Origin of the sequence: Sandaracinus amylolyticus, assembly GCF_021631985.1 — a bacterium.
GTDB classification, from domain to species: Bacteria; Myxococcota_A; Polyangia; order Polyangiales; family Sandaracinaceae; genus Sandaracinus; species Sandaracinus amylolyticus_A.
The window spans coordinates 2,828,046-2,853,814 of the sequence record NZ_CP070225.1 but is presented as its reverse complement, the minus strand read 5'-3'; the positions used below and the strand labels follow the sequence as shown (position 1 = coordinate 2,853,814).

General features: G+C 71.6%; 26 protein-coding genes. 6 read left to right on the top strand and 20 right to left on the bottom strand.

All coding sequences use genetic code 11. The annotated features are described in order from the left end of the window. The first annotated feature begins 32 nt into the window (after window positions 1-32). The 3 genes from I5071_RS11795 to I5071_RS11785 all read left to right on the top strand — a co-directional run bounded on the left by I5071_RS11795 (window position 33) and on the right by I5071_RS11785 (window position 5,676). On the top strand, window positions 33-3,131 hold the full coding sequence (locus tag I5071_RS11795; RefSeq protein WP_236605529.1) for an MXAN_5808 family serine peptidase: 3,099 nt from the start codon (window positions 33-35) through the stop codon (window positions 3,129-3,131). A gap of 288 nt (window positions 3,132-3,419) precedes the next feature. Continuing rightward, window positions 3,420-4,193, top strand: a complete 774-nt coding sequence (locus I5071_RS11790) for a hypothetical protein (protein ID WP_236607748.1) — start codon at window positions 3,420-3,422, stop codon at window positions 4,191-4,193. Window positions 4,194-4,299: 106 nt separating this feature from the next. After that, entirely contained in the window at window positions 4,300-5,676 is a 1,377-nt protein-coding gene (locus I5071_RS11785; RefSeq protein ID WP_236605528.1) for a hemolysin family protein, read from the top strand. A gap of 24 nt (window positions 5,677-5,700) precedes the next feature. Here the strand turns inward: I5071_RS11785 and dcd are convergent, their stop codons facing one another. Continuing rightward, entirely contained in the window at window positions 5,701-6,273 is a 573-nt protein-coding gene (dcd, locus tag I5071_RS11780; RefSeq protein ID WP_236605527.1) for a dCTP deaminase, read from the bottom strand. A gap of 84 nt (window positions 6,274-6,357) precedes the next feature. On the opposite strand from dcd, the gene I5071_RS11775 reads away from it, so the two are divergent. After that, on the top strand, window positions 6,358-7,020 hold the full coding sequence (locus tag I5071_RS11775) for a sigma-70 family RNA polymerase sigma factor (RefSeq protein ID WP_236605526.1): 663 nt from the start codon (window positions 6,358-6,360) through the stop codon (window positions 7,018-7,020). 112 nt (window positions 7,021-7,132) lie between these two features. On the opposite strand, the gene I5071_RS11770 is transcribed toward I5071_RS11775, so the two are convergent. From I5071_RS11770 to I5071_RS11715, 12 genes are all read right to left on the bottom strand, one after another. Then, complete coding sequence (locus I5071_RS11770; protein ID WP_236605525.1) at window positions 7,133-8,461, bottom strand: amidohydrolase family protein; 1,329 nt, start codon at window positions 8,459-8,461, stop codon at window positions 7,133-7,135. 11 nt (window positions 8,462-8,472) lie between these two features. Further along, the gene (locus I5071_RS11765; protein WP_236605524.1) at window positions 8,473-10,056 is read right to left on the bottom strand and encodes an amidohydrolase; all 1,584 of its coding nucleotides are present in this window, start codon (window positions 10,054-10,056) and stop codon (window positions 8,473-8,475) included. 46 nt (window positions 10,057-10,102) lie between these two features. Continuing rightward, window positions 10,103-10,873, bottom strand: coding sequence for a hypothetical protein (locus I5071_RS11760; RefSeq protein WP_236605523.1), 771 nt, complete (start codon window positions 10,871-10,873; stop codon window positions 10,103-10,105). Beyond that, on the bottom strand, window positions 10,870-11,388 hold the full coding sequence (locus tag I5071_RS11755) for an FHA domain-containing protein (RefSeq protein ID WP_236605522.1): 519 nt from the start codon (window positions 11,386-11,388) through the stop codon (window positions 10,870-10,872). The genes I5071_RS11760 and I5071_RS11755 overlap by 4 nt, the downstream gene beginning before the upstream one ends. 32 nt (window positions 11,389-11,420) lie before the next feature. After that, window positions 11,421-11,951: a M17 family peptidase N-terminal domain-containing protein gene (locus tag I5071_RS11750; protein WP_236605521.1), complete on the bottom strand. Its 531-nt coding sequence runs from the start codon at window positions 11,949-11,951 to the stop codon at window positions 11,421-11,423. A gap of 6 nt (window positions 11,952-11,957) precedes the next feature. Then, complete coding sequence (nusB, locus tag I5071_RS11745; protein WP_236605520.1) at window positions 11,958-12,386, bottom strand: transcription antitermination factor NusB; 429 nt, start codon at window positions 12,384-12,386, stop codon at window positions 11,958-11,960. Window positions 12,387-12,418: 32 nt separating this feature from the next. After that, window positions 12,419-12,907, bottom strand: coding sequence for a 6,7-dimethyl-8-ribityllumazine synthase (gene ribE, locus I5071_RS11740; RefSeq protein WP_236605519.1), 489 nt, complete (start codon window positions 12,905-12,907; stop codon window positions 12,419-12,421). Between the two features lie 95 nt (window positions 12,908-13,002). Further along, window positions 13,003-14,157 (bottom strand): 3,4-dihydroxy-2-butanone-4-phosphate synthase, encoded by a 1,155-nt coding sequence (gene ribB, locus I5071_RS11735; RefSeq protein ID WP_236605518.1) that lies wholly within the window; start codon window positions 14,155-14,157, stop codon window positions 13,003-13,005. A 29-nt stretch (window positions 14,158-14,186) separates the two neighbouring features. After that, window positions 14,187-14,858 carry a riboflavin synthase gene (locus I5071_RS11730; RefSeq protein WP_236605517.1) on the bottom strand — a complete coding sequence of 224 codons (672 nt, stop codon included), beginning with the start codon at window positions 14,856-14,858 and terminating at the stop codon, window positions 14,187-14,189. Then, window positions 14,858-15,976, bottom strand: a complete 1,119-nt coding sequence (gene ribD, locus I5071_RS11725) for a bifunctional diaminohydroxyphosphoribosylaminopyrimidine deaminase/5-amino-6-(5-phosphoribosylamino)uracil reductase RibD (protein WP_236605516.1) — start codon at window positions 15,974-15,976, stop codon at window positions 14,858-14,860. The genes I5071_RS11730 and ribD overlap by 1 nt, the downstream gene beginning before the upstream one ends. Beyond that, complete coding sequence (nrdR, locus tag I5071_RS11720; protein WP_053234213.1) at window positions 15,973-16,455, bottom strand: transcriptional regulator NrdR; 483 nt, start codon at window positions 16,453-16,455, stop codon at window positions 15,973-15,975. Before nrdR ends, ribD begins: the two co-directional genes overlap by 4 nt. A gap of 103 nt (window positions 16,456-16,558) precedes the next feature. Beyond that, window positions 16,559-17,002 carry a CBS domain-containing protein gene (locus I5071_RS11715; protein ID WP_236605515.1) on the bottom strand — a complete coding sequence of 148 codons (444 nt, stop codon included), beginning with the start codon at window positions 17,000-17,002 and terminating at the stop codon, window positions 16,559-16,561. A 33-nt stretch (window positions 17,003-17,035) separates the two neighbouring features. Here I5071_RS11715 and I5071_RS11710 point away from each other — a divergent pair, with 33 nt between their 5' ends. Continuing rightward, complete coding sequence (locus I5071_RS11710) at window positions 17,036-17,557, top strand: RNA 2'-phosphotransferase (protein WP_236605514.1); 522 nt, start codon at window positions 17,036-17,038, stop codon at window positions 17,555-17,557. On the opposite strand, the gene I5071_RS11705 is transcribed toward I5071_RS11710, so the two are convergent. After that, window positions 17,501-18,055: a hypothetical protein gene (locus I5071_RS11705; protein WP_236605513.1), complete on the bottom strand. Its 555-nt coding sequence runs from the start codon at window positions 18,053-18,055 to the stop codon at window positions 17,501-17,503. The genes I5071_RS11710 and I5071_RS11705 overlap by 57 nt on opposite strands. A gap of 93 nt (window positions 18,056-18,148) precedes the next feature. On the opposite strand from I5071_RS11705, the gene I5071_RS11700 reads away from it, so the two are divergent. After that, the gene (locus I5071_RS11700; RefSeq protein WP_236605512.1) at window positions 18,149-19,015 is read left to right on the top strand and encodes a LysR family transcriptional regulator; all 867 of its coding nucleotides are present in this window, start codon (window positions 18,149-18,151) and stop codon (window positions 19,013-19,015) included. A gap of 110 nt (window positions 19,016-19,125) precedes the next feature. Here the strand turns inward: I5071_RS11700 and I5071_RS11695 are convergent, their stop codons facing one another. The 6 genes from I5071_RS11695 to I5071_RS11670 form a co-directional block, all read right to left on the bottom strand. Continuing rightward, window positions 19,126-19,935: a hypothetical protein gene (locus I5071_RS11695; protein WP_236605511.1), complete on the bottom strand. Its 810-nt coding sequence runs from the start codon at window positions 19,933-19,935 to the stop codon at window positions 19,126-19,128. A gap of 162 nt (window positions 19,936-20,097) precedes the next feature. Then, window positions 20,098-21,366: a class I SAM-dependent RNA methyltransferase gene (locus tag I5071_RS11690; protein ID WP_236605510.1), complete on the bottom strand. Its 1,269-nt coding sequence runs from the start codon at window positions 21,364-21,366 to the stop codon at window positions 20,098-20,100. A 2-nt stretch (window positions 21,367-21,368) separates the two neighbouring features. Beyond that, complete coding sequence (locus I5071_RS11685) at window positions 21,369-21,977, bottom strand: hypothetical protein (RefSeq protein WP_236605509.1); 609 nt, start codon at window positions 21,975-21,977, stop codon at window positions 21,369-21,371. A 4-nt stretch (window positions 21,978-21,981) separates the two neighbouring features. Beyond that, window positions 21,982-23,052 carry a tRNA 2-thiouridine(34) synthase MnmA gene (gene mnmA / locus I5071_RS11680; protein WP_236605508.1) on the bottom strand — a complete coding sequence of 357 codons (1,071 nt, stop codon included), beginning with the start codon at window positions 23,050-23,052 and terminating at the stop codon, window positions 21,982-21,984. A 207-nt stretch (window positions 23,053-23,259) separates the two neighbouring features. Next, complete coding sequence (locus I5071_RS11675; RefSeq protein ID WP_236605507.1) at window positions 23,260-24,369, bottom strand: cysteine desulfurase family protein; 1,110 nt, start codon at window positions 24,367-24,369, stop codon at window positions 23,260-23,262. Window positions 24,370-24,379: 10 nt separating this feature from the next. Beyond that, entirely contained in the window at window positions 24,380-25,621 is a 1,242-nt protein-coding gene (locus I5071_RS11670; protein ID WP_236605506.1) for a sensor histidine kinase, read from the bottom strand. Window positions 25,622-25,769: the final 148 nt, after the last annotated feature.

Genomic DNA, 25,769 nt, shown 5'->3' with positions numbered 1-25,769 from the left:
CCCTGTGGCAGTCCCCTCAGGCACGAGCACGAGTGGCGGGGGCGAGCCTCGCGGCCCTGGCGATCGGCGCCGCGGTCGGGCTCACCTACGTCTGGCCGCATCGCAACGGGCTCGATCTCGACATCGACAGCTCGGCGCGCGCCCAGGAGGTGCGGAGCCGCGAGCCCTACGACCTCACCCAGCTGACGGTCATGAACCGCGTGATCCTCCAGGTGAAGGATCATTACGTCGACCCGGAGCGAGTGAGCCCGCAGCGCATGCTGCTCGGCGGCCTGAACGCGGTGCAGCAGACGGTCGCCCCGGTCCTCGTGCACTACGAGGACGGCGCGAGCGAGGTCGGCGTCACGGTGTACGGCGCGTCGCGCAACTTCCGCGTCGACGACGTCACGAGCCCGTGGGCCCTCAGCTATCGCTGGCGCGAGATCTTCGGGTTCCTCCAGGCGAACCTGCGCGACGAGGACGTCGAGCTCCGCGACATCGAGTACGCCGCGATCAACGGCATGCTCCGCACGCTCGACCCGCACTCGGTGCTGCTCGATCCCGAGACGTACACCGAGATGCAGATGAGCACGCGAGGCGAGTTCGGCGGCCTCGGCATCGTCATCTCGATCCGCGACGGACAGCTCACGATCATCCGCCCGATGCCGGAGACGCCCGCGTCGCGCGCGGGCCTCAACCGGATGGACCGCATCGTGCGCATCGGTGAGGAGAGCACGCTGAACATGCCGCTCGAGGACGCGGTGTCGCGCCTCCGCGGCCCGCCGGGCTCGAACGTGCAGGTGTGGGTCACGCGTGAGGGCCAGGGCGGCTGGAGCACGCCGCGCCCGTTCACGCTGACGCGCGCCGTGATCCACATCGAGTCGGTCGAGTCGCGGATGCTCGAGGGGAACATCGGGTACATCTCGATCAACTCGTTCCAGGGCAACACGTTCGAGGACATGACGCGCGCGCTCGCGCAGCTGCACGCGTCGGGCATGCGCGGCCTCGTGCTCGACCTGCGCGACGATCCGGGCGGTCTGCTCGATCAGGCGGTGCGCGTCGCCGACGCGTTCCTCGACAACGGCATCATCGTCACGACGAGCTCGAGCGATCCCTCGCAGCGCGACGAGCGCAGTGCGCGCCGTGAGGGCACCGAGCCCGACTATCCGATGATCGTCCTGGTCAACGGCGGCTCGGCGAGCGCGAGCGAGATCGTCGCGGGCGCGCTCAAGAACCACGATCGCGCGCTGGTCGTCGGACAGCGCACCTTCGGCAAGGGCAGCGTCCAGGTCCTCTACAACTACGACGACGGCTCGGCGCTCAAGCTGACCATCGCGCAGTACCTCACGCCCGGCGACGTCTCGATCCAGGGCGTCGGCATCGTGCCCGACATCGCGATCGATCCCATGACGGTCGACCGCACCGATCTCGATCTCGAGGTCGACCAGGGCTACGTCCGCGAGGCCGATCTCGATCAGCACCTCACGAACACGAGCGCGCGCGACGGCGAGGAGTCGGCCGTCGTCATGCGCTACTACCTCCCCGTCGAGACGCGCGAGCGCCTGCGCGAAGCGCGCCCCGAGGACCAGGAGGAGAACGAGCAGGAGGACGAGTTCCTGCTCCGCTTCGCGCGCGAGGTGCTGGTGCACGCGACGCGCGAGGGCGCGCCCCGCCGCGGCAACCGCCGCCAGATGATCGAAGAGGCGACGCCCGTCATCGAGCGCCTGCGCGGGCAGGAGATGTCGACCGCGGAGCGCGAGCTCCAGCGCCTCGGCGTCGACTGGACCGAGGGCACCGATCAGGGCGCGAGCCCGGTCCAGGTCGAGGTCACGACCAACGCGCAGGAGAACCGCATCACCGCGGGCGAGAACCTCGAGCTGCGCGTGCGCGTGACCAACACCGGCACCGCGCCGCTCTATCGCCTGCGTGCGCAGACCCGCAGCGACTTCGCGCTCTTCAACCACCGCGAGCTGGTCTTCGGTCGCCTCGACCCCGGCCAGACGCGCGAGTGGACGACGACGCTCGGCATCTGCACGACCGAGAACGAGCGCCGCACCTGCGTGGTGCCGCGCGAGGTCCCGGATCGCGCCGATGGCATCCGCGTCGAGTTCTCGGAAGCGCACGGGCACGCGCCGGCGAGCACCGAGATCCGCACGCACATCCGCGCGCTCCCGCGCCCGCAGTTCGCCTATCAGGTGCAGGTCGCGGACGACGTGCGCGGCAACGGCGACGGCCTGGTGCAGCGCGGCGAGACCGCGAGCGTGTACCTCCGGGTGCGCAACACCGGGCAGGGCCGCACCTACGAGACCCAGGCGAACCTCCAGAGCCGCGCCGGTCAGGGCGTGCTGCTCCACGCGGGGCGCTTCGAGCTCGAGAGCATCCCGCCCGGCGAGGAGCGCCTCATCCACTTCACGTTCGAGGTGCTGCCCGACTTCGAGCGCGACAGCGTCCGTCTCGAGGCGCGCGTCGCGGACGTGAGCCTCCGCGAGCTGATGGTCGAGCGCGTCGACGTGCAGATCGCGCCGAGCGCGGCCGCTCCGACGGCGCGTCGGGGTCGCGTGACGCTCCGTGACGGTGCGGCGGTGCGCGAGCGTCCGGCCGCGGACTCGCAGACCCTGGCCCGCGTCGAGGGCGGGGCGATCTCGCTCCCGGCGCAGGCGGAGCTCTCGGGCTTCGTGCGCGTCGATCTCGGCGAGGGCCGTCCCGGCTGGGTCGCGTCGTCGGACGTGACGACCGATCGCGCGGCCTCGGGCGCGCGCGTCACGCCGCTGATGGACCACATGCCGCCCCGCATCGACGTCGAGGGCGTCGCGGGCATGCTCACGACCACCGCGGACCGCGTGCCGATCCGCGCGATCGTGCGCGACGATCTGCAGGTGCGCGACGCCTACGTCTTCGTCGGGACGCGGAAGGTCTTCTACGTCTCGAACCGCGACGCGACGGATCCCCGGGAGGTCCGGTTCGACACCGAGGTGCCGCTGCGGCCGGGCGTGAACGTCGTGATCGTGGTCGCCCGCGAGAACGACGAGGTGCTGTCGCGGCGGACGTTCATCGTGCGGCGCGACGCGCCGGACGGAACGCTCATGGAGACCCCGCGCGCGGGCGAGGACTGGTTCCACCTCGGCATCGAGGGTGAAGAGGGCGAGGAGTAGCCCTCCCCTCCGACCGTTCGGTCACCCTTCAGGAGGCCGGAGCACCCCGACGGGGGCTCCGGCCTTCTCGCGTCCGTCCTGATCCGGGCCTAGATCGCGACGGGCGGGGCCTCGATCGGCGGGGTGCCCACCACTCCCGGACGTTTTCTCGGAGGATCATTCGTCCTCATACGATTTGGCACGGCGCGCGCTGCACACGTTCTTTACACCCTGTTTCAAGAGTGGTATGCGCGTCACGGGAGCACCCGGACTCCAGGGCCCACGCCGAGGAGGGGGAGGCGGCAGGTGGTGACGAGCGCGAAGAAGAGCACCGCAGCAGCGAAGAGCGCCGCGAGCAAGCCCGGTCGGGCGCCCGCAGCACCGGCGAAGAAGTCCGTGCCGAGCAAGGCGGCCGTCGAGAAGCCCACGAAGCCCGTGAAGGCTGCGGCCGCGCCCAAGACGGCGAAGGCCGCTGCGCCCGTCCCGGCTGCGAAGAAGGCGACGCCCCTGCCCAAGCAGCCGGCGAAGACAATGGCCAAGCCGGAGAAGGTCGCGAAGCCGGAGAAGGCGGAGAAGGCCGAGAAGGTCGCCGCCGAGAAGGCCGGTGGCAGCGAGCCGCCGCCCGCGCCCGCGCCTGCGGCCGGTCTCGCGAAGCCCACTGCGCCGCGCCTCACCGTGCGCACCCCGGTCGGAGCGGACGAGCTCAAGCAGAAGATCGGCGCGCTCGCGACGGCGACCGCGAACATCCGGAACCTCAAGCGCTCGCTCCAGCGCAGCTTCTACGACATCGGCCTGATCCTGAAGGACATCGACGAGCGGAAGCTCTACGAGGTCAAGGGTTACGGCTCGTTCGAGGCGTTCCTCGAGCGCGAGATCGATCTCGGCAAGCAGCTCGGGCTGCGCCTCGCGCGCGCCGTGCAGGTGTTCCAGCGCGAGGCCGCCACCCAGGCGGGTCTCGATCGCGTGTCCGCCGCGATCGCGGTGTTCGACGGCGAGGTCGACCCGTCGCTCGCGCCGCCGCCCGGCACCGCGCCCACCTCGAGCGGCGGCGCACGCTCGCCCATCCCGTTCCACAAGCTGTGAGCGGCGGCCCCGACCCAGGGAGCGCGGCCGGCTCGGCTCGCGCACGCGCCACAGTCACCATCATGGGGATCGACAGTCGCCCGCGAGGGCGCTAGTCCGGGGAGCCGTGCTCGCGCTGCTCGCCGCGCTCCTGTGCGTGCTCGCCAACGCGTTCTTCGTGGCGGCGGAGTTCGCGCTCGCGAAGGTGCGTCCCACCGCGCTGCAGGCCCTCGCCAACGAGGGCGATCCCTCGGCGGCGCGCGCCTACGCGATCACCCAGCGCCTCGATGCGTACCTGAGCGCGACCCAGCTCGGGATCACGCTCGCGTCGCTCGGCCTCGGCTGGCTCGGCGAGCCCGCGATGGAGCGCCTGCTCGCGCCGCCGCTCCACGCGCTCGGCGTGGACGAGCAGACCGCCTCCGGCGTCGCCGTGACCACCGGGTTCATGATCATCTCGGCGCTGCACATCGTGGTCGGCGAGCTGGTGCCGAAGTCGCTCGCGATCCAGCGCCCCGAGGACGTCGCGCGCCACAGCTCGCTGCTGATGCGCGCGTTCTTCTACGCGTCGTATCCCGCGCTCTGGATCCTCAACGGCACGTCGAACCTCGTGCTGCGCCTCATGGGCCTGCCCGCGCCGCAGCACGCGGAGGGCAAGCTCTCGCTCGAAGAGCTGCGCCTCGTGATCCAGGCGTCGTTCGACGAGCTCGAGGGCAAGAAGCGCGATCTGCTCGAGCGCGTGCTGCGCGCGACCGATCGCCCGGTGCGCGCGATCATGGTGCCCCGCGTCGACATGGAGGTGCTCTCGGTCGGCGACGGATACGAGAAGTGGATGGCGAAGGTCCGCCGCTTCGGGTTCAGCCGCTACCCGGTGAGCCAGGACGGCGATCCCGATCACGTCATCGGCTACGTGTACGTGAAGGATCTGCTGATGGCGGGCGGGCGCGAGCGACCGCCGAGCATCGCGAGCCTCAAGCGCGACATCCTGATCGTCCCCGAGGGCCAGACCGTCGGCGAGGTGCTCGAGCAGTTCCAGCGCACGAAGATCCCGATCGCGCTGGTCGTCGACGAGTACGGCGGCACCGCGGGGCTCGTGACGCTCGAGGACGTCGTGACGGAGATCGTCGGCGATCTGCAGGACGAGATCACGATGGGCATCGCGACGCGCATCCATCCGGTGAAGGACGGATCGCTGATCGTCGACGGCACCGTGCCGATCGACGAGCTCGAGCTCTCGGATCAACGCATCCCGGAGATCGAGGGCGGCGACACGGTGAGCGGCTACGTCGTCGCGAGCCTCGGGCGGCTCGCGAGCCCGGGTGACGTGATCGATCTCGGTCGCTGGGAGATGATCGTCGAGGACGTGCGCGCGCGCCGCGTCCATCGCGTTCGCTTGCGCCGCAAGCCCGAGCCGTCGGGCGCGGAGCGCGAGAGCGATCGCCCGAGCCAGCCCTCGTCGATCCCGCCGCCGCCCAAGGATCGCGCCGAGGACGACGACGGGGCGTGATCGCCTGCTGGAGTGCTCGCCCGCTCAGCGCTGGTCGCGCCGGATGCGGGACGGCGTCGGGCCGGTCTGATCCTGGTACTTGCTGCTGCGTCGGGCGTCGCCGTAGGGGCGCTCCGCGGGTGAGCTCAGCGTCTCGAAGCTGATCTGGCAGATGCGCATGCCCGGGCGCAGCGCGACCGGGAGCCGACCGACGTTCGAGAGCTCGAGCGTGATCGTCCCGCGGAAGCCGGGATCGATGAAGCCCGCGGTGGCGTGGATGAGGATCGCGAGGCGCCCGAGGCTCGAGCGCCCGTCGACCTTCGCCAGCAGATCCTCGGGGACCGCGACGCGCTCGACGGTGCTGCCGAGCACGAACTCACCGGGGTGCAGCACGAACTGCTGGCCCTCGTTCACCTCGACGATCTCGGTGAGCGCGTCGGGGTCGTCGAGCTCGGGATCGACGAACGGCGTCGCCGAGCTCCGGAAGAGCGCGAACCGCGAGCCGAGCCGCAGGTCCACCGAGCACGGCTGGATCTGCACCGCGCGATCGACGAGCGGATCGATGACGATGCGTCCGGCGTCGAGCGCCGCTTCGATGTCGCGGTCGGAGAGGATCATCGCGGCGGCATCGTCGCGCGCGGGTCGGATCGGCGCAACGAGCGACTCTCGACGATCGCGCTGCACGCGTGGTACCTACGAACCGTGGGGCAGAGCGACGACCAGCGATTCGTCGAGGAGCACGCACCGCTGGTGCGGAAGATCGCGCATCGAGTGCGCGCCGAGCTCGACCTGACGTGCGATCTCGACGACCTGATCGCGTTCGGGTACCACGGCCTGGTCGAGGCGCGCGGCCGCTTCGACGAGTCGCGCGGCGTGCTCTTCAGCACGTTCGCGTACTACCGCATCCGCGGCGCGATCCTCGATGGCGTGCGCAAGATGGCGTACCTGCCACGGCGCATCCATCAGAAGCGCCGCGCGGCCGAGGCCATCGACTGGGCGATCGAGGCGGAGGGCGAAGCGCGCGCGGCCACGCCCGAGCAGCGCGCCGACGTCGAGGCGACCCTCGCCGCGGTCGACGACATCCTCGGCAAGATCACCGCGACGTTCATGCTCGCCGCGGTCGGGCAGGACGAAGAAGCGACGCGCGAGAGCCCCGAGGATCAGCTCATCGGCGCGCACGAGAAGCAGCGCGTGCGCGGCGCGCTCGAGACGTTGCCCGAGCGCGAGCGCATCGTGATCAACGGGATGTACTTCGAGGGCCGCAACCTCGACGACATCGGCGCGGAGCTCGGGATCTCGAAGAGCTGGGCGTGTCGCATCCACACGCGCGCGCTCGGATTGCTGCGCGAAGCGCTCGATCGTTAGCGAATTCGCTGCGCGAGATCGCTGTTTCGCAAGGGATTTCGGCCCGTTTTCGCGAACGGTCACCAGTGACCGTTCGAGCGGTCGGCTCGGACCGCCCGAACGGTCGCTCGGCTCACTCCGAGCGGTCGCGAGCGACCGTTCCGGTCCAGCCGCGGGGCACCGAGTCGAGCGAGCGGTAGCGCTCGAGCAGCAGCGTCTGGCGGGAGCGAAGGGGCAGGTCACGGCCCGCGACGATCACGTGCGTCGGCGCGCTGGTCGTCTCGAAGGGATCACCGCTCCACACGACCAGGTTCGCGCGGCGGCCCGCGGCGATCACACCGTGGTCGCGCATCCCGAAGACCTCGGCGGGCAGCGACGTGATCGCGGCGAGCGCGGCATCGGGATCCATGCCCCACGCGACCGCGTTGCCCGCCTCCTGACGCAGGTTGCGCGCGTCCCACGCGCCCGGCGACATCAGCATCACGCGCACGCCGGCGCGCGCGAGGAGCGCGGCGTTGTCGTAGCGCGCGTGCAAGCGCGAGAAGCGCTCGGGCAGGTTCGTCATCGCCTGCACGATCACCGGCACGTTCGCCGCCGCGATCTGCGGCGCGACCATCCAGCCTTCTTCGACGCCGGCGAGCACGATGCGCAGGCCGTACTCGCGCCCCAGCGCGATGGTGCGGACGATGTCGACCGCGCGAGACACCTTGATCACCACGGGGATGCGGCCCGCGAGCGCCTCGCCGACACGCTCGAGATCGAGGCGGCTCACGTCGGTGTCGCGGAAGTCGCCGCGATCGAACGCGGTGCGCTGGCGCGCGTAGAGGCGCGCATCGTCGAGCAGCTCGCGGAGGCGGGTGATCGCGCTCGAGCGCGCGCCACCCGCGGCGTCGATGCCCTCGTCGTTCAGGCTCACGTGGAGCGCGAGCACCGGCGTGAGCACTGCGTCGGTGCCCACCGTGGGCGAGGCGCCGAGAAGATCGGCCCATGCGCTCGTGCCCGGGACGAGCCCGCCCTCGGGCACGCTCGTCACGCTCGTGATCCCACCGAGCCGCGCCACCGGGATCAACGTCGAGAGCGGGTTGTATCCGTCGGCCGCGGAGAACGCGGCGCGGATCGCGTCGGCGTCGTCGCCCTCGGGGCCGGTGTCGCGCGACGCACGCTCGAGCTCGATCTCTTCGAGCCCGAGCGCGGTCATCGTCGCGACCAAGCCCGGCGTGATCACCGCGCCGGTCGCGTCGATCACCGTCGCGCCCGCGGGCGCAGCGAGGCCCGCGCCGACCGCCTCGAGGCGATCGCCGCGCACGATGACGGTCGCGTTCTCGATCGGCGGGCCGTTGCCGGGACGCACCGTCGCGCCGGTGATCACGATCGGCGGCTCGGTGGTGGTCGGCCGGCGCTGCGCCGACGTGGGGAGCGTGATCGCGAGCAGCGCGATCACCGCGAGCGCGCACCTCCTCATCGCGCGCAGTCTCATCGCGCACCTCCGTCCTGCTCGAGCTGGAGATCGAGGCCGAGCTCGAAGTCGCTGTCGCGCGACGCGCCGTCGCGCGCGCGGTCGTACTCGCGGAGGCCGTCGACGAACACGAGCTCGGCGTGCGCGTAGACCGAGAACGGGCTCGCCGACCACACGACGACGTCGGCCATGCGCCCGGGCTCGAGCGTGCCCGTCATCTCGTGGATGCCGAGGGTCCACGCGGCGTTCGTGGTGATCCACCGCAGCGCCTGGTCCTCGGTGATGTCGACCCCGGCGCGACGCCCCGCGGCCATCGCCTTGCCGGCTTCCTGGTTGAGCCGCTGGATCAACATCGGCGAGTCCGAGTGCAGCACCGCGCGGGTTCCCGCCTCGGTGAGCAGCGCGAGGTTCTCGGGGATCGCGTCGAACGCCTCGAGCTTGAAGCCCCACCAGTCGGCCCAGGTGGAGATCGAGATCTCCTCGGCCGTCAGCAGGTCGCGGATCTTGTAGGCCTCGACCGCGTGGTGGAAGCCGCGGATGCGGAAGCCGAACTCGCGCGCGATCTCGATCATCCGCGCCATCTCGTCGGCGCGGTAGCAGTGCATCTGCACGAGCACGCGGCCCTCGATCGCGCCGAGCAGGAGCTCGTGACCGAAGTCGCGCGTGGGCGGTGCGGGCGCCGGTCCGGGATCTTCGGGGTGCTCCTCGGGCGCACCGGGATCGTCGCCCGCGCCCTCCCCTCCTGCGCCGGGCACCGCAGCGGCTTCGTCGACGTCCTGCATCTGCGCGCTCTGCCAGCCCTCCCATCGCTCCTGGCGGATCGACCAGAGGCGATACGTCTCCTGCCAGTCGCTCCACGAGCGGCCGTACTCGATCGCTTCCTGGAACGCGCGTCGATAGCCCGCGACGTTGCCCATGCGGGTCGAGGGCTCCTGGTGCTGCCCGCCGTACACGCGCTTCGGGTTCTCGCCGCACGCCATCTTCATCGTGTCGGGTGCGCCGGGCAGCTCCATCTCGCTCGACGTGCGGCCGAGGTGCAGCCTGTACGTCTCGCCCGCGCCGCCGATCAGGTTCGCGGAGCCGGGCAGCACCTGGATCGTCGTGATGCCCGCGGCGAGCGCGCGCGCGAGCGCGGGATCCTGCGGCCAGAACGAGTCCGACGCGCGCACGTGCGGCGTGATCGGTCCGGTCGCTTCGTTGCCGTCCTCGTGCGCCTGCGCCTCGGGCACCGGGTACACGCCCATGTGCGAGTGGGTGTCGATGATGCCCGGCGTCACGAAGCGACCCGAGACGTCGATCACCTCGGCGCCCTCGGGGATCGCGACCTCGCTGCGCGGACCGACCGCGCGGATCACGCCGTCCTCCATGATCACGACGCCGTCGTCGATGGTGCGACCGGTCGCGGTGAGCACGGTGCCGCCCGCGAGCACGACGAGCGGCGACTCGATCGTCGGCACGCCGGGGCGTTGCGCCTGCCACGGCAGGAGCGGCGGCGCGGGGTTCGGCTCGGGCTCCGATGGACGCGCGGTGCGCAGGCTTGCGCCGCCACACGCGCCGAGCGCGAGGAGGACGAGGATCGCGGAGAGACGTGTCGCACGCATGAGGGCGCGCGGACTATCTCACGATCGCGACGTGCCGGGTGGCGACCTACGTGTCGCCGACGTGCGCGAAGTCGATGACGCGCCAACCATCGGCGGCGCGCACGACGAGGTGGACGTCGATCGACGTGCCCTGCCAGAGCTCGACCTGCACCGCGGGCGCGTCGCTCCACGGGCCGGCGCGCGGCGCGTCGAACCAGACCGCGGGCAGATCATCGGAGAAGTCGTACGTCGCTGTCTTCGACGAGACGCCGGGCAGCACGTCGCCGCGGAGGACGATCACGCTGGAGACGCGCATCGGCGCCTGCGCGCGCGGCTCGCTCGTGAGCAGGACGGGACCTCCGAGCGTCGCGATGCGGCAGTCCGCCATCGGTTCGGGAACCTCGATCTCGCGCGGAGGTGCGACCGAGAGCTCGGCGACGTGCCGCACGACGGCCGCCGCGATCGATCGCAGCGCATCGCTTCCGGTGCACTCGTCGTCGATCGAAGTGCCGTCGGCGACCGCGAGGCGGAACGCGTCGAGCGCGCCAGCGTCGTCGCGCTCACGCTCGATCCGCGAGCGCAGTGCCTGCACCGAAGCGAGCGCGTCGAGCGCGTCGATGCATGCGCTCGAATCGGACTGCGCGCTGCACGCACCGCTCGCGATGCGCGCGAGCCATTCGTCTCGGCGCAGCCGCTCGATCGTTCGAAGCGCGGTCGAGACCTCCGCGCGCAGCGCCCGATCGCGCACCGAATCCGCGTGCGACGCGAGCCCGCTGCCGCATGCCGTCGCGAGCGCCGCCAACACGAGGATCGCCGGTCGTGGCTCGATGATGCTCATCCGTTCCGCAGGATCGCGAGCGTGCCATCGAGGCGCTCGAAGCGGAACGACCACTTCCCGATCCGCAAGCGCGTGCCGTACGGGAGCGACGACTCCTCGCCGTTGATCGCGCGTGTGCCGATCGCGGTGCCGTTGGTCGAGCCTGCGTCGGCGATCGTCCACGCGTCGTCGCTCTGACGCCGGATGCGCGCGTGCAGCTTCGAGATGCTCGCGTCGTCGACGAACACGTCGCTGGTGCTCGCGCGGCCGACGAGGATGGTGTCGGCGAAGGTCGAGCGCAGCTTGCGGACCGGGAACACGTAGGCGCGCGAGAGCTCCAGGCCTAGGCGCGCGCCGAGCTCTGGGCGCAGGATCGCGCGCGTCTGGAACGACCACTCGTCCTCGTCGTCCTCGACGGTGGGCGGCGCGCCGAGGAGCTGCGCCGGGCCGAGGAGCTCGGCGAGCTTGGTGTCGTCGTGCTTGCGCGCGAGGTCGATCGCATCGACGAACGCGATCCCCGAGCCGAGCTTCTGCACGGCTCGTCAAATTAGCACGGGGCGCGGGTGCGTCAGGCTCCGCCTTCGAGGGCGCGGGCTTTCCTTCGTGCCCGTTCGAGCACGGGGATCATGGAGCGTTGCGCGTCGAGCGGCTCGATCAGCGTGAGCTCGTCGTGCTCGGTGCGGTCGCGCGCCGCGGACAGGAAGAGCTCGAGCGCGCGCTCCGGGCCGACGAGCTCGAGGCTGCGTCCCGGCAGCGCGATCACCGCGGTGCGCGCGCGCGCCTTCTCGAGCGTGTCGAGCACGTCGTCGACCGACGCGACGAACGCGGTCTCGTCGAACGCCGCGCGCGGACCGAGCCCGAAGAGGAAGAGCTTCTCGAACGCGAGCCGCGGGCGCGCCGGCACCAGCACGCGCTCACCCAGCGCGCCGCGCACCCGGCCGCGCACGAGGAGGCGCGAGAGACGACCGCAGAGGCGCCAGTCGACGAGCCCCGCCGCGCCGCGCAGCGGGCGCTCGTCCTGGAAGAACGGGAGCGCGAGCGCCTCGGAGCGCAGGCCGTCGAGCGCGCGGAGATCGGGCGCGACGAACCGGAGCTCCACGCTCGCTCAGTCCTTGCCGAGATCGCTCGCGATGCGATCGAGCACGCCGTTCACGAAGCCCGCACTGCCATCGCTGCCGTAGCGCTTCGCGAGCTCGACCGCCTCGTTGAGCGTCACGCGACGAGGGATGTCCTCCATCGCGATCAGCTCGAACGTCGCGAGGCGGAGGATGTTGCGGTCGACGCGCGTCATCCGCTCGAGCCGCCAGTGCTGGCTCACCTTGCGGATGATCTCGTCGATCTTGTCGCCCTCGCTCTCGCAGCCGCGCACGATGCGGTTCGCGAAGTCCTCGCCCTCGCGAGAGGAGCCGAGGTTGGCCCAGAAGAGGTGGATGGCCTGCTCCGCGCGCACTCCCGATGCTTCCATCTGATAGAGCATCTGGAGCGCCGCTTCGCGGCCCTTCCGCCTCGAGCCCGTGCGCGCGGTGGAGCTCATCGTCGTCGGACCCGGACCGAGCGCGTGCGCGCTCAGAAGCCGGCCTTCTCCAGTGCGCGGCGGAGGTTGATCATCTCGATCGCGCCCAGCGCCGCTTCCCAGCCCTTGTTGCCCGCCTTCGTGCCGGCGCGCTCGATCGCCTGCTCGATGGTGTCGGTCGTCAGCACGCCGAAGATCACGGGCACGCCGGTCTGCATCATCACCTGCGCGCAGCCCTTGGTGGCCTCGCCGGCGACGTAGTCGAAGTGCGGCGTCGAGCCGCGGATGACCGCGCCGAGCGCGATCACGGCGTCGACCTTCTTGCTCGACGCGAGCTGCCGCACCGCGACCGGGAGCTCGAACGCGCCGGGCGTGCGCGCGACGACGACGTTCGCGTCCGGCACGCCGTGGCGGCGGAGGCCGTCGAGCGCGCCCTCGAGGAGTCGATCGGTGATGAAGTGATTGAATCGCGACACGACGATCGCGATGCGCGCGCCCTGGGGCGTCTCGAACGTCCCCTCGATCTCCAGGATGTCAGCCATCACTCCCTCGGGTCGCGTGTCTAACGCACGCCGCGCGCTCGTGCACGCCGAGGACGATCACGAGCGCGCGTGCATGTGCGTCGACGCGTGGAAGCTCAGTGCTTGAGCTCGGGCGCGTCCATCTCGCCGCTGAGCGCGGCGTCCTCGCTCACCACGAGCTGCTCGGTGACCTCGAGGCCGTAGCCGTCGACGCCCGCGATGCGGCGCGGACGGTTCGTCAGCAGGCGGATGCGACGCAGCCCGATCGCCCGCAGCACCTGCGCGCCGAGGCCGTACTCGCGGAGCACCTCGCCGCTGTCCATGTGCTTCGGCTTCACCTGCTTGCCGAGGCGCTGCGCGAGATCCGACTCGAGATCGATCGGGCCCGGGATGAACACGATCACGCCGCGCCCCTCCTCCTCGATGCGCGCGACCACGTCGTCGATCGCGACGCGCCCGCGGCTGCGCACGTCGAACACGTCGCCGAGCACGCTGCCGGTGTGCATGCGCACCAGCGTCGGGGTCTCGTCGATCTCGCCCAGCGTGAGCGCGAGGAACTCGCGCCGATCGTGCTTCTGCACGAAGAGGTGCGCGCGCCACTGCTTGCCGCTCGGCAGCGCGATCTCGCCGTCGAGGCGCCGCTCGATCATCTGCTCGTGCTCGAGGCGGTACTGGATCAGATCCGCGATCGAGAGGATGCGCAGCCCGTGCTTCTCGGCGAATTCGACGAGATCGGGCATGCGCGCCATCGTGCCGTCGTCGTTCATGATCTCGCAGATCACGCCCGCAGGACGGAAGCCCGCGAGGTGCGCGAGATCGACCGAGCCCTCGGTGTGACCGGTGCGCTGCAGCACGCCGCCGGGGCGCGCCTTGAGCGGGAAGACGTGGCCGGGGCTCACGATGTCGGAAGGACGCGCGTCCTCGGCGATCGCGACCTTGATCGTGTGCGCGCGGTCCGCCGCGCTGATGCCGGTCGACACGCCGTGGCGCGCCTCGATCGAGATGGTGAACGCGGTCGAGCGCTGCGACTGGTTGTCGTCGACCATCATCGGCAGATCGAGCTGCTGCACGTGCTCGTCGGTGATCGTCAGGCAGATGAGGCCGCGGCCCCACTTCGCCATGAAGTTGATCGCCTCGGGCGTGACCTTCTCCGCAGCCATCACGAGGTCGCCCTCGTTCTCGCGGTCCTCGTCGTCGACGAGGATCACCATCCGACCGGCGCGGATGTCCTCGAGGGCACGGTGGACTCTCTCGATCGCGGTGCGAAGCATCGTTGACCTCGTCTCTCGTTCGTTGCGGATCACAGGAATCCGGTGCGACCCAGGAGATCCAGGGTCACACCTTCGCCGCCCGCACCGGGCGGGTTCTGCGGGGGCACACCGTCGACGCCGGGGTTGCCCAGGAGGCGCGCGACGTACTTCGCGAGCACGTCGACCTCGAGGTTGATCGGCGCGCCGACGTCCTTCTGATCGAGCAGCGTTTTCTCGCGCGTGATCGGCACGAGCACGACGTCGAAGCGCGTGCCGGTCGCGCCGTTCACCGTGAGGCTCACGCCGTCGACCGTGATCGATCCCTTCGGCGCGAGGAAGCGCGCGAGCACCTCGGGCACCTCGAATTCGACCTTCAGCGCGTCGCCGAGCGGCGTCTTCGCCGCGACCTTGCCGACGCCGTCGACGTGCCCGCTCACGACGTGACCGCCGAAGCGATCCCCGGCGCGCAGCGCGCGCTCGAGGTGCACCTTCGTGCCGCGCGCGATCGCGCCGAGCGTCGTCTTCTCGAGCGTCTCCGCGGACGCGTCGCAGGTGAAGCCGCCCCCCGGCATCGTCGTCACGCTGAGGCACACGCCGTTCACCGCGATCGACTCGCCGAGCACGAGGTCGCGCCACGGGCACTCGATGCGCATCGTCGATCCGAGCGCCCCGCGCTGGATGTCGCGCACCGTCCCGATCTCTTCGACTAGACCCGTGAACATCACGCCTCCCGAGGGCCCTTGGTGACACGACCGCGGAAGCGAACGTCGCGTCCGAGCCGATCGATCTCGAGATCCGCCAGCTGGAACGCGCTCGCGATCTGCATGGGGGGATCGTGCATCGCTGCCAAGGGCCGAGCCTCGGGATCCCCGAGGACCACCGGCGCGACGAAGATCTCGGCGCGGTCGGCGAGCCCACGATCGAGCAGCGCGCCGTGCACGCGCCCACCGCCCTCGACGAGCAGGCGCATCACGTCGCGACGGCCGAGCTCGGCGAGCATCCACGCGACGTCGACGGTGTCGCCCTCGAGCGGCGCTTCGATCAGCACCACACCGTCGCGGCGGAGCGCGTCGCGGCGCTCCTCGGGCGCGTCGGGACCATGCACGATCCACGTCGGGCGCGACGAGCCGTGGGCCACGAGCTGTGCGGTCTCGGGCGTGCGCAGGTGCGTGTCGAGCACCACGCGGATGGGGTCGCGGCCTTCGATCATCCGCACGTCGAGGCGCGGATCGTCGGCGAGCACGGTGCCCACGCCGACCATCACCGCGTCGGCGCGATCACGCAGTCGGTGCGCCTCGCGACGTGCCTCATCGCCGGTGATCCACTTCGAGTCGCCGGTGCGCGTCGCGATGCGCCCGTCGAGCGTCACCGCGGCCTTGAGCACCACGAGCGGGCGCTTCTTGGTCACGAGGCACGCGAAGTCCTCGATCACCTCGCGCGCCTGGGGCTCGCGCACGCCGAGCACGACCTCGACGCCCGCATCGCGGAGCCGCGCCGCGCCCGAGGTGGGCCCGTGCTTCGCGGGATCGACGCAGCCCACGACGACGCGCGCGATGCCCGCGCCGAGGATCGCGTCGGTGCACGGCGCGGTGCGCCCGTGGTGGTTGCACGGCTCGAGCGTGCAGTAGAGCGTCGCGCCGCGCGTGCGATCGCCCGCTGCGCGCATCGCGTCGACCTCGGCGTGGACCTCGCCCGCGCGCTCGTGGTGACCGACGCCGACGACCTCGCCGCCCTGCACGATCACTGCGCCCACGTGGGGGTTCGGCGCGGTCCGGCCCTTCCGCGCCTCGGCGAGCGCGAGGTCCATCATCCGCTCGTCGAGCGCGAGCGTGTCGCTCACGACGACGAGCTCTCGCGCTTCGGCGTGCCGTCGGGCAGGAGCTGCGCGATCTCCGCCATGAATTCGTGGAGGTCGGCGAACGATCGATAGACGCTCGCGAAGCGCACGTACGCGACCGGATCGAGCTCGCGCAGCGCGTCCATCGCCTTCTCGCCGATCATCGACGAGGGCACTTCCTTCTCGCCGGTCTCGACCAGCTCGCGCTCGAGGCGGTCCACGAGGCGCTCGAGCGACTCCTGCGAGACCGGGCGCTTCTCGCACGCGCGGCGGACTCCGCCGAGGATCTTCATGCGATCGAAGGGCTCGCGCCGGCCGTCCTTCTTCACGACGAGAGGGAGCACCTGCTCGACCCGCTCGTAGGTCGTGTAGCGGCGCGCACAGCCCTCGCACTCACGACGACGACGCGTGACCTCGCCGCCCTGCGAGAGGCGAGAGTCGATCACCTTGTTGTCCAGGGTGCCGCAGAAGGGGCACTTCATCGCGGCCGATCGCTAACCCCTCGGCCGCAAAAGGGCAAACAGGCTTGTGCGCGGGCTCGCCGCGGCGGCGACGAGCCCGGGGCGCGATGTCACGCGCGGGGACCTAGATGAACGTCGAGGTCGCCTGGAGCGGCCGCGAGATCTCGCGGACCAGCTCGGCGGTCTCGTGCTCGTCTCCGGCGCGCGCCACGTCGGCCTGGGACACGATGCCGCAGCATCGTCCCTTCGAGTCCACGACCGGCACCCGCCGGATCATGTTCGACTCGAGCACCTCGCAGCACTCGTGGATGCTGTCGTCGACGTTCACGGTCACGCACGGGGTCGACATGACCTGGCCGGCCGTCATCTCGATCGGGTTCTTCCCCTGGGCCACGGTGCGGCAGCAGATGTCGCGATCGGTCACGACGCCGATCGGCGTGCCCAGATCGTCGAGCACCGGGATCTCGCCGCAGTCGTGCACGATCATCATGCGCGCGACCTCTTCGAGCGACGTCGAGGCACCGCAGCACGCGGGCGAGCGGGTCATGATGTCTCGGACCTTCTGCATACTCGTCCTCCACCCTCCTTCGCTGCACCCCGCATGCCCTCGGTCCAGCTGAGCAAGCGCCTCGCATGGGCCCTGCGTCATCGGCCCGACGCGCTGGGGATCACGCTCGATCCCGCGGGCTGGACCGACGTCGACGGCCTGCTCGACGCGCTCGTGATCACGCGCGAGCAGCTCGACGCGGTGCTGGCGATGCCGGGCAAGCGGCGCTTCGAGCTCGAGGGCTCGCGGATCCGCGCGCTGCACGGGCACTCGGTCGCCGTCGACGTCGATCATCCGGCGAGCGCTCCGCCGGAGATCCTGTTCCACGGCACGATCCGGGCGCGCCTCGCGTCGATCCGCGCGAAGGGCTTGGTGGCGGGCGCGCGCCGTCACGTGCACCTCGCGGAGACGCGCGAGGAGGCGATCGAGGTGGGCGCGCGGCGCGGACCGCCGATCGTGATCGAGGTCCGCGCCGCGGTGCTCCACGCGCGTGGCGTGCGCTTCTCGCGCGCGCCGGGGTCACGGGTGTGGCTCGTCGATCACGTGCCCGCGGCGTGCCTCGTCATCCCCGAGTAGGACGCGCTGCACGTCGCGCCAGGTGCGGGTCGCGACGACCCAGTCGGGCGCGGGATCGCGCTGCACGCCGAACCAGCAGAGCGCGGGCACGACGCCGTCGAGGTGACGCAGCACGTCGAGGCGATCGTCGACGAAGCAGGTGAGCCCGAGCGCGAGCGCGTGCTCGCGCTTCTGCTTGCGCTCGCGGCAGAAGCGCACGTGCTCGGGCGGGATCCCGGTCATGTCGTGGAAGCCCTGGTGGGCGAGCCAGCGACGCGTGAGCGCCTGGATGCGCGGGCCGCACTTCGAGACGAGCCACACGCGCCCTTCGAGGTGCGCGTGCAGCCGCGCGATGGTCTCGAGCGCGCCGGGCACCGGTGGCGTGCGGAGCGCGTCGTCCTCGGTGCCCGAGAGGAACGAGGTGTCGGTGGTGCCGTCGTCGGCGGTGGCACCGATGATCACGCGACCGATGTCGACGCCGAGGCGCGCATCGGGCGAGAGCGGGAGATGGGAGGTCATGTTCGCGATGTCCTTTCGTTCGCATCGAAGCTGGGCGGAACGAGGATTCGCGTCCGTTGAAGAATCCCGACGATCGATCGGAGAATCCGAACGATGGATCTCGACCTCCTCCGCGCGTTCGTCGCGTTCGCCGAGCACGGCACCTTCGCGGGCGCAGCGAGCGCGCTGCACGTCTCGCAGGCCACGCTGCACGGGCAGATCGCGCGGCTCTCCGAGCAGCTCGGGGTGCCGCTCTACCGGCGCGTGGGGCGCGGCGTGGAGCTCACGGAGGACGGCGTGCGCGTGCTCGCGTTCGCGCGCGAGACCGACGCGCGAATCCGCGGTTTTTGCGACGAATTGCGGGCGGGCGCGAGCTCGCAGCCGGTGGTGCTCGCGGCGGGAGAAGGCGCGTTCCTCTACCTGCTGGGCCCTGCGGTGCGCGCGTTCCACGCGAAGGCGATCGCGCCGCTGCGCCTGCTGACGCGCTCGGGGCCCGCCGCGCTCGAGTCGGTGAGGCGCGGCGAGGCCCAGCTCGCGGTGACCGCGCTGCCGAGCGTGCCCGACGACCTCGACGCGCAGGTGGTCGCGCAGGTGGGCGCGAAGGTGTTGATCCCGCGGCGCCATCCGCTGGCGCGCAAGCGTGCGCTGCGGTTCCGCGATCTCGCGGGTGAGCGCCTGATCGTCCCGCCCGTCGGCGCGCCGCACCGCGACGCGATCGCGCGCGCGATGGAGGCCGAAGGGCTCGCGTGGTCGCCCGCCGTCGAAGCGCAGGGCTGGGAGCTCATGGCGCACTTCGCGCGGATGGGCCTGGGCCTCGCGATCGTGAACGCGTTCTGCCGCGTGCCCGACGGGCTCCACGCGCGCCCACTCCGCGCGCTGCCGTCCGTGACCTATCGCGTGCTGTCGCGGAGGGGCGCGCCGCTCCCGCGCGCCGCCGAGGCGCTCCGCGCCATGATCACGACGAAGCGCGCGCCGTCCTGAGCCCTGCCGGAGTGCTCGTCCCGCAGGCCCCGGACGGGAGCGCGCGACGCGCGCGGACGGTAGGGACCGGCGGGCGAGCCGATGTTCGACGGGTCGTCGAGCCTTCCCCATCAGCGCGCAGGCGAGCCGCAGTCCGGCCATGCCGCGTGGCCCCGGCACACCCAGGTGGGCGCGCTCCGGACGGCTCCGATCACCACGCGCACCCGCAGCGGGTGCGACCCCTCGGGTGGCACGAGCGCGAACGGGCCGACTCGCGCTTCGCCCAGCGACGGCACCTCGACCTCCTCGGCCAGGATCACGTGCGTCGTGACCCACTCGTTGCGCCCGAGCTCCCACTCGACCTCGACCCAGCGCGGCAGCACGACGGGGCGCAGCTCACGGTTTCGCACCGCGAGCGAGCCGCTCGGCGGACGACGAGCGTCGAGGTCGACGAACAGGGTGAGAAGGACGTAAGCGAGCACGCCGCCACGATCCGGCGCGGACCCGTCGTCGACGAGCTCCCAGGTGACCGGCTCCGTCCAGGTGCAGCGATCGGAGCCGGGACCGCAGTAGTGCAGGTCGATCGTGTGCGGTCCCGGCATCCATCTCGGCAGCGCGTCGGGCTCCTCCGCCCAGAGGACGCGCGTCCGGTACGAGCCGTGCGGCGGCACCCAGAAGCGCGCGGGCTCGAACGTGGTGTGCTGATGCGCGCTGCCGCTGGAGACCCTGAGCGCGATGCCGGACAGCCGAGCCGCTTCGCGCTCAGCGTGGGGATCACCGGACGCGACCCAGAGCCCGTCGTCGCCGAGGTTGCGGACGTTCGCGAAGATCGGTGGCCGCTCACCGGGTCGCGCTCGCGACGCGCCGAGCTCGAGATCGACGCGCAGCTGCGGGTGGTCGTTCGGGGGACGCACACGCGGGCCCAGCAGGCGCGCGCTCACGTGGGCATTGCGGTCCGAACGCGGCGATGGCTGGTCGTGACGTGCGATCCGGATCGCGCTCTCGCTCGAGCACGCCATCAGCATCGCGAAGGCGACGAGAGCCGGCGCAGGGGCGCGTGGGCGCATGCGTGTCGGAGCCGGCGCGGCGGGCCGACCTTGGGATCACGACGAAGGGCGCGGGATCACGAGCGCGACCGTCTCCACGTGCGCGGTCTGCGGGAACATGTCGAACGCCTCGACGCGCGCGAGCACGTAGCCGTGGGTCGCGAGGCGCTCGAGGTCTCGCCCGAGCGTCGCGGGATCGCACGAGACGTAGACGATGCGCGAGGGGCGCAGCGCGGCGATCGGATCGATCACCTCCTTCGCGCCGGTGCGCGGAGGATCGAGCACCACGACGTCGACGCGCTCCTTCTTGCCGGTGGGCACGCCCGCGAGGGCGTCGGCCGTGATCACCTCGGCGCGGAGATCGTGGGCCGCGAGGTTCTCGCGCAGCGCCTCGGTCGCGCCCGAGGAGAGCTCGACCGCGCGCACCGACGCGGCACGCGACGCGAGCGCGAGCGTGAGGTTGCCGTGCCCGCAGTAGAGCTCGAGCACGCGCGCGCCCTCGGGCTCGGCCCACGCGATCACCCGCGCACCGAGCGCCGCGTTGATCTCGTCGTGCGCCTGGCTGAAGCCCCCGATCGCGCCGTGGATCACCCGGCCTTCCACGTCGCGCCCGACCTCGCGCGGATCGCCGATGCGCGTCGCGACGCTCGCACCGCCCGCGCGCACGCTCGCGCCTGCGAGCGCGCCCTCGGCGACCATCGCCTCGACCTCGGCGAACGCGGCGCGCGGGAGCACGGCATCGGTCTCGATCACGATCACCGCGCGTCCACCCGCGCCGATCGCGAGCTGCATCTCGCCCGATCCCGGGAGGTGCGGGCGCAGCCGAGCACGCAGGAGCGCGAGCGCCGCGTCGAGCTCGGGACGCAGCACGATGCAGCGCTCGACGTCGACGATCCGCTCGTCGCGCCGGGCCCGCAGGCCGAGCGCCCCACCCCTCCACGCGAGCCGCGCGCGGCCGCGATACCCGAGCATCGCCGCGGGCTGGGTGATCGCGATCGAGACCTCGCTCGATGCGCGCGGCACCTTCGCGAGGGCGCGCTCCACCGTCGCGCGCTTGGCCTCGGCCTGGGCCTCGGCCGAGCCGTGCATCCACGGGCACCCGCCGCAGCGCGCCACGTGCACGCACGCGGGCTCGACGCGTGACGACGACGGCTCGAGCACGACCAGCCGCCGCGCCCGCAGCAGCTTGCCCTCCTTGCGCACGTCCTCGACGCGCACGCGCTCGCCGGGGAGACCGCCGGGCGCGAACACCAGCCCGCGCTCGGTCTCCACCACGGCGTCGCCGTCCTTCGCGAGCCCTCGGACGCGCCCTTCGATCGCCTTCACGCTCAGGGGAACGTCTGCGCGGGACGGCCGCGCTGGTAGAAGAACGTGAAGCTCCCGGACACGCGCGCGGTGCGCTCGCCGGGGCGCTCGGGATCGTCGAACACGACGTCGGTGAACGTCGCGCTGATCTCGGTCTCGGTCGAGTCGATGTCGGGCGCGTAGATCGCGTCGAAGGTGATCGTCCCCGAGTACGCCTGGAGGATCAGCGGGATGCGCCAGAACTCGCGCGGGAAGCCCGAGTCGCACGTCTCGTTGAGGTAGAGCGTCATCTTCACCGGCGCTTCGGCCAGCGCGCTGAGCGGGATCGGCACGCCGAGGAACGAGCGCTGGAGCTCGTTCGCGTCCTGCACGAGCACCACCAGCCCGTCGCTCTCGCCCTCGCGGAAGCTGCCGCGCTGGATGCGCATCGAGAGGCGATTCGCGATGTCGTCGTCGGGATCTCCGCGATCCTCGATCACGTCGGCGGAGAAGAACGTCGGGTTCAGCGAGTACGCGGGCTCGTCGAGCTCGCAGAGCGGATCGAGGACCGAGCCGACGAGCTCGCCGGTGCCCTGCCCCACCGAGCACGACGCGATCAGTGTCGCGATGCCGATCACGAACGGTGCGCGCATGCGTTCACACGATCGTGCCACCACCGACCACGCGCGGTCCAACGTACACCACGGCCGCCTGGCCGGGCGCGACCGCGCGCTGGGGCGAGGCGAAGCGCGCCACGAACCCGTCCGCGGTCGGCTCGATGCGCGCGGGCGACGCCGCGTGGCGATGACGGATCTGGACCTCGCCCTCGAACCCCTCGCGCGGTGCATCGCCGATCCACGCGACGTGACGCGCGGTCAGCACGTCCGCGCGCAGACCCTCCTCGCCGCCGACGATCACGTCGCCGGTGTCGCGCACGATCCGCAGGACGTAGCGCGGCTTGCCGTCGGGCGCGGGACCCGCGAGGCCGAGCCCCTTGCGCTGTCCGATCGTGAAGCGCTGCACGCCCTCGTGGGCCGCGAGCACCGCGCCGGTCTCGTCGACGATCCGCCCCGTCGCGCCCGCGCCCGCCTCGCGCTCGACGAACCCGCCGATGTCGCCGTCGGGCACGAAGCAGAGCTCCTGCGAGTCCTTCTTCGCCCAGTTCGGCACGCCGAGGCGACGACCCTCGTCGCGCGTGCGATCCTTCGTCATCGCGCCGAGCGGGAGCACGAGGCGCGCGAGGATCGAGCTCGGTACGCCGTAGAGGAAGTAGCTCTGATCCTTGCTCGCGTCGGCGCCCCGCAGGAGCACCGGGCCCGTGGGATCGAGCTCGACGCGCGCGTAGTGCCCGGTCGCGATCTTCGTGCATCCGAGCTGATCCGCGAGCTGCGCGAGGCGGCCGAGCTTCACGTGCTGGTTGCACGCGACGCAGGGGCTCGGGGTCGTGCCGCTGCGATACGCGTCGAGGAAGGGATCGACGACCTCGCTGCGGAACGCGTCGCGCTCGTCGATCACGTAGTGCGGGATGTCGAGCGCCTCGCAGGTGCGCCGCGCGTCGTCGCGATCCTCGGGCGCGCAGCAGCGTCCGACCTTGCTCTCGCCGCTCGCATCCCAGAGGTGCAGCGTGACGCCGACGAGCGTGTGCCCCTGCTCGCGAAGCAGCGCTGCTGCCACCGACGAGTCCACACCGCCGCTCATCGCGACCAACACGCGCTCGGGACCGCTCACCGCGCTCGACCTGGCGCACGCGCGCGCGATCGTCAATGCGACCCCTGAACATCCGGATCCCTCGCGTTCCATTCGAGCGAACGCACGATCGCGCGAGAACGCTCGATCGATTCCGATCTTCTTTCGCGCACTTGCGATCCGAATCGCGACGCGCGCTGATCCGGACGCGCGAAACCTCGACGCGGTCTGAGGTCTGCAGAATCGCTCTCAGGCGCGCGGGATCACGCGGCGGAGCGTGTCGATCGCGCGCTCGATCATCGCGTCGCTCGTCTCGGGGCCGAGCGAGATGCGCAGCGCGCTGCTCGCGCGCCACGGCTCGTCCTCGTGCATCGCTGCGATCACCGGCGACGGCCGATCGAGCCCCGACGAGCACGCCGCACCGCTCGCGACCTCGAGCCCTTCGAGATCGAGCGCCGCGACCAGCGCGCTGCCGCGCCATCCGGGCACGCTCGCGCTCACGCACGTCGCGACCCGAGCGCCCTCCCCTGCGTTGATCGACGCGCCGAGCTCCTCGAGCGCGCGCGCGATCCGATCACGACGCGCAGCGATCGCCGGCATCGCCGCGAGCCGCTCGTCGATCGACGCGCACGCACCACCGAAGCCCGCGATCGAGACCACGTCGGGCGAGCCCGCGCGACGCCCGCGCTCCTGCGCGCCACCGAGGATCAACGACGCGAGCTCCGGCGCATCGCGCGCGATCCAGAGCGCGCCCGCCCCCGCGGGCCCGCCGATCTTGTGCGACGCGAACGCCATCGCAGTCGCGCCGATCGCGCGCACGTCGATCGCGATCTTCCCGAGCGCCTGGGTCGCATCGATCACGCACACGACACCGCGCGTCCGACACAGCGCGGCGATCTCCGCGACCGGCAGCACGGTGCCGGTCTCGTGGTTGACCCACTGCAGCGCGACGAGCGAGGTGTCGTCGGTGATCGCGCGCGAGACCTCGTCGATGCTCGGTGCGCGACCGTGGGTCACCGCGAGCCGCGTCACGCGCGATCCCGCGATCGCTTCGACGCTCGTCGCGATCGCGGGGTGCTCGATCGCGGTGGTGATCACGTGCGAGCCCGGCCGCGCGAGCCCACGCACCGCGAGGTTGCACGCCTCGGTGCCGCCCGACGTGAGCACGATCTCCGCGGGCGTCGCGCCGATCGCGGCAGCAATGCGGTCGCGCCCCTTCTCGAGCAGCGCGCGCGAGGCCCGACCCGCAGCGTGCACGCTCGCCGGGTTCGCCCATCCACGCTCGCGCGCTTCGTCCATCGCGCGCCGTGCGCCCTCGGAGAGCGGCGTCGCGGCGTGGTGATCGAGGTAGATGCGCACCCCGATCGATCTACTCCATCGGATGCGTGCTCGCCGGGATCCGGGGGCGGACCTTCACCCGCAGGACGACCTCGGTGCCGGTGAGGCCGCGCGCCGTGAGCGCCGGGCTCGGCGGGCTGTTCACCGTCACGTCGCCGCCCATCGCCTCCGCGACACGACGCGCGAACGCGAGCCCGAGCCCCACCCCGCCGTGCTGTCGCGTGACCGATCCGTCGACCTGGTAGAACGGCTCGAGGATCTTCGCGATGCGATCGGGCGGCACGCCCGGGCCGTTGTCGGCGACGATGAACTCGTACGAGGCGTCCTCGGGCGTCGGGCCCGCGACGCGCTGCACCGCGATCGCGACCTCGCCGCCCGGCGGCGTGAACTTCACCGCGTTGTCGAGCAGGTGCGCCATCGCGCGGCGCAGCTTGTCGGGATCGCCCGTCGCGAGGAGCGCCTCCTTGCTGCGGCCGTCGCGCAGCGTGAGCCGTCGATCCTCGAAGCGCGGCTTGCTCTCGTCGATCGCGCGCGCCGCGACCTGCGCGAAGTCGTAGTCGCGCGCGTAGAAGTGGAGCCGCCCGGTCTCGAGCGAGCTGACGTCGAGCAGCGTGTCGATCAGCGAGCGCAGGCGCGAGGTCGCGGCGTCGACGCTCGTGAGCGCCTTGCGCTGCACCGGCGTGAGCGGGCCGAGCTCTTCGCCGAGCAGCAGCTTCAGGTAGCCGACGACCGGCGTCATCGGCGTCGCGAGCTCGTGCGAGAGGTTGCGCAGGAACTCGCGGCGGAGCCGCATCATCTCCTCGAGGCGCGTGTTCGCCTGCGAGAGCTCGACGATCTTCTTCTCGAGGCGCTCGACGATGCGCTGCGACTGCTGGCGCAGGTGGATCTCGCCGGTGTTGTCCTCGGCGCGCTCGCGGTGCCCACGTAAGAACTTCTCGATCTGCTTAGGGAAGCGCCGCGCGTCGATGGGCTTCTCGAGGAAGCCGTCGCAGCCGACCGCGAGGCTCGTCGCGCGATCGCCCTCCGCGGTGATCGCGACGATCGGTACGCCCGCGAGGCGTGGAATCCCGCGCAGTCGCAGCGTCACTTCGTAGCCGTCGAGATCGGGCACGTTGATGTCGACGAGCACGAGCTCGGGGCTGACCTCGCCCGCCAGGCGGATGCCCTCGAGCCCTGTGGCCGCATCGACCACCTCGTGCCCTGCGGCGACGAGGATCTTGCGGACCAGCAGGCGGCTCTTGGGGTCGTCCTCGATGTGGAGGATTCGGGCCACGGCGCGAGCCTAGACCGACGGTCCTGATTCCAGCAATCCTGGAAGGCCAACTGGCCACACTCGCCGGCGACTCGATCGGCCATCCCTGCCGTTCTGCCGCGAAACATCCACTGATCACGCGGTCCTGCTCCGCGTTTGGCTACATGGA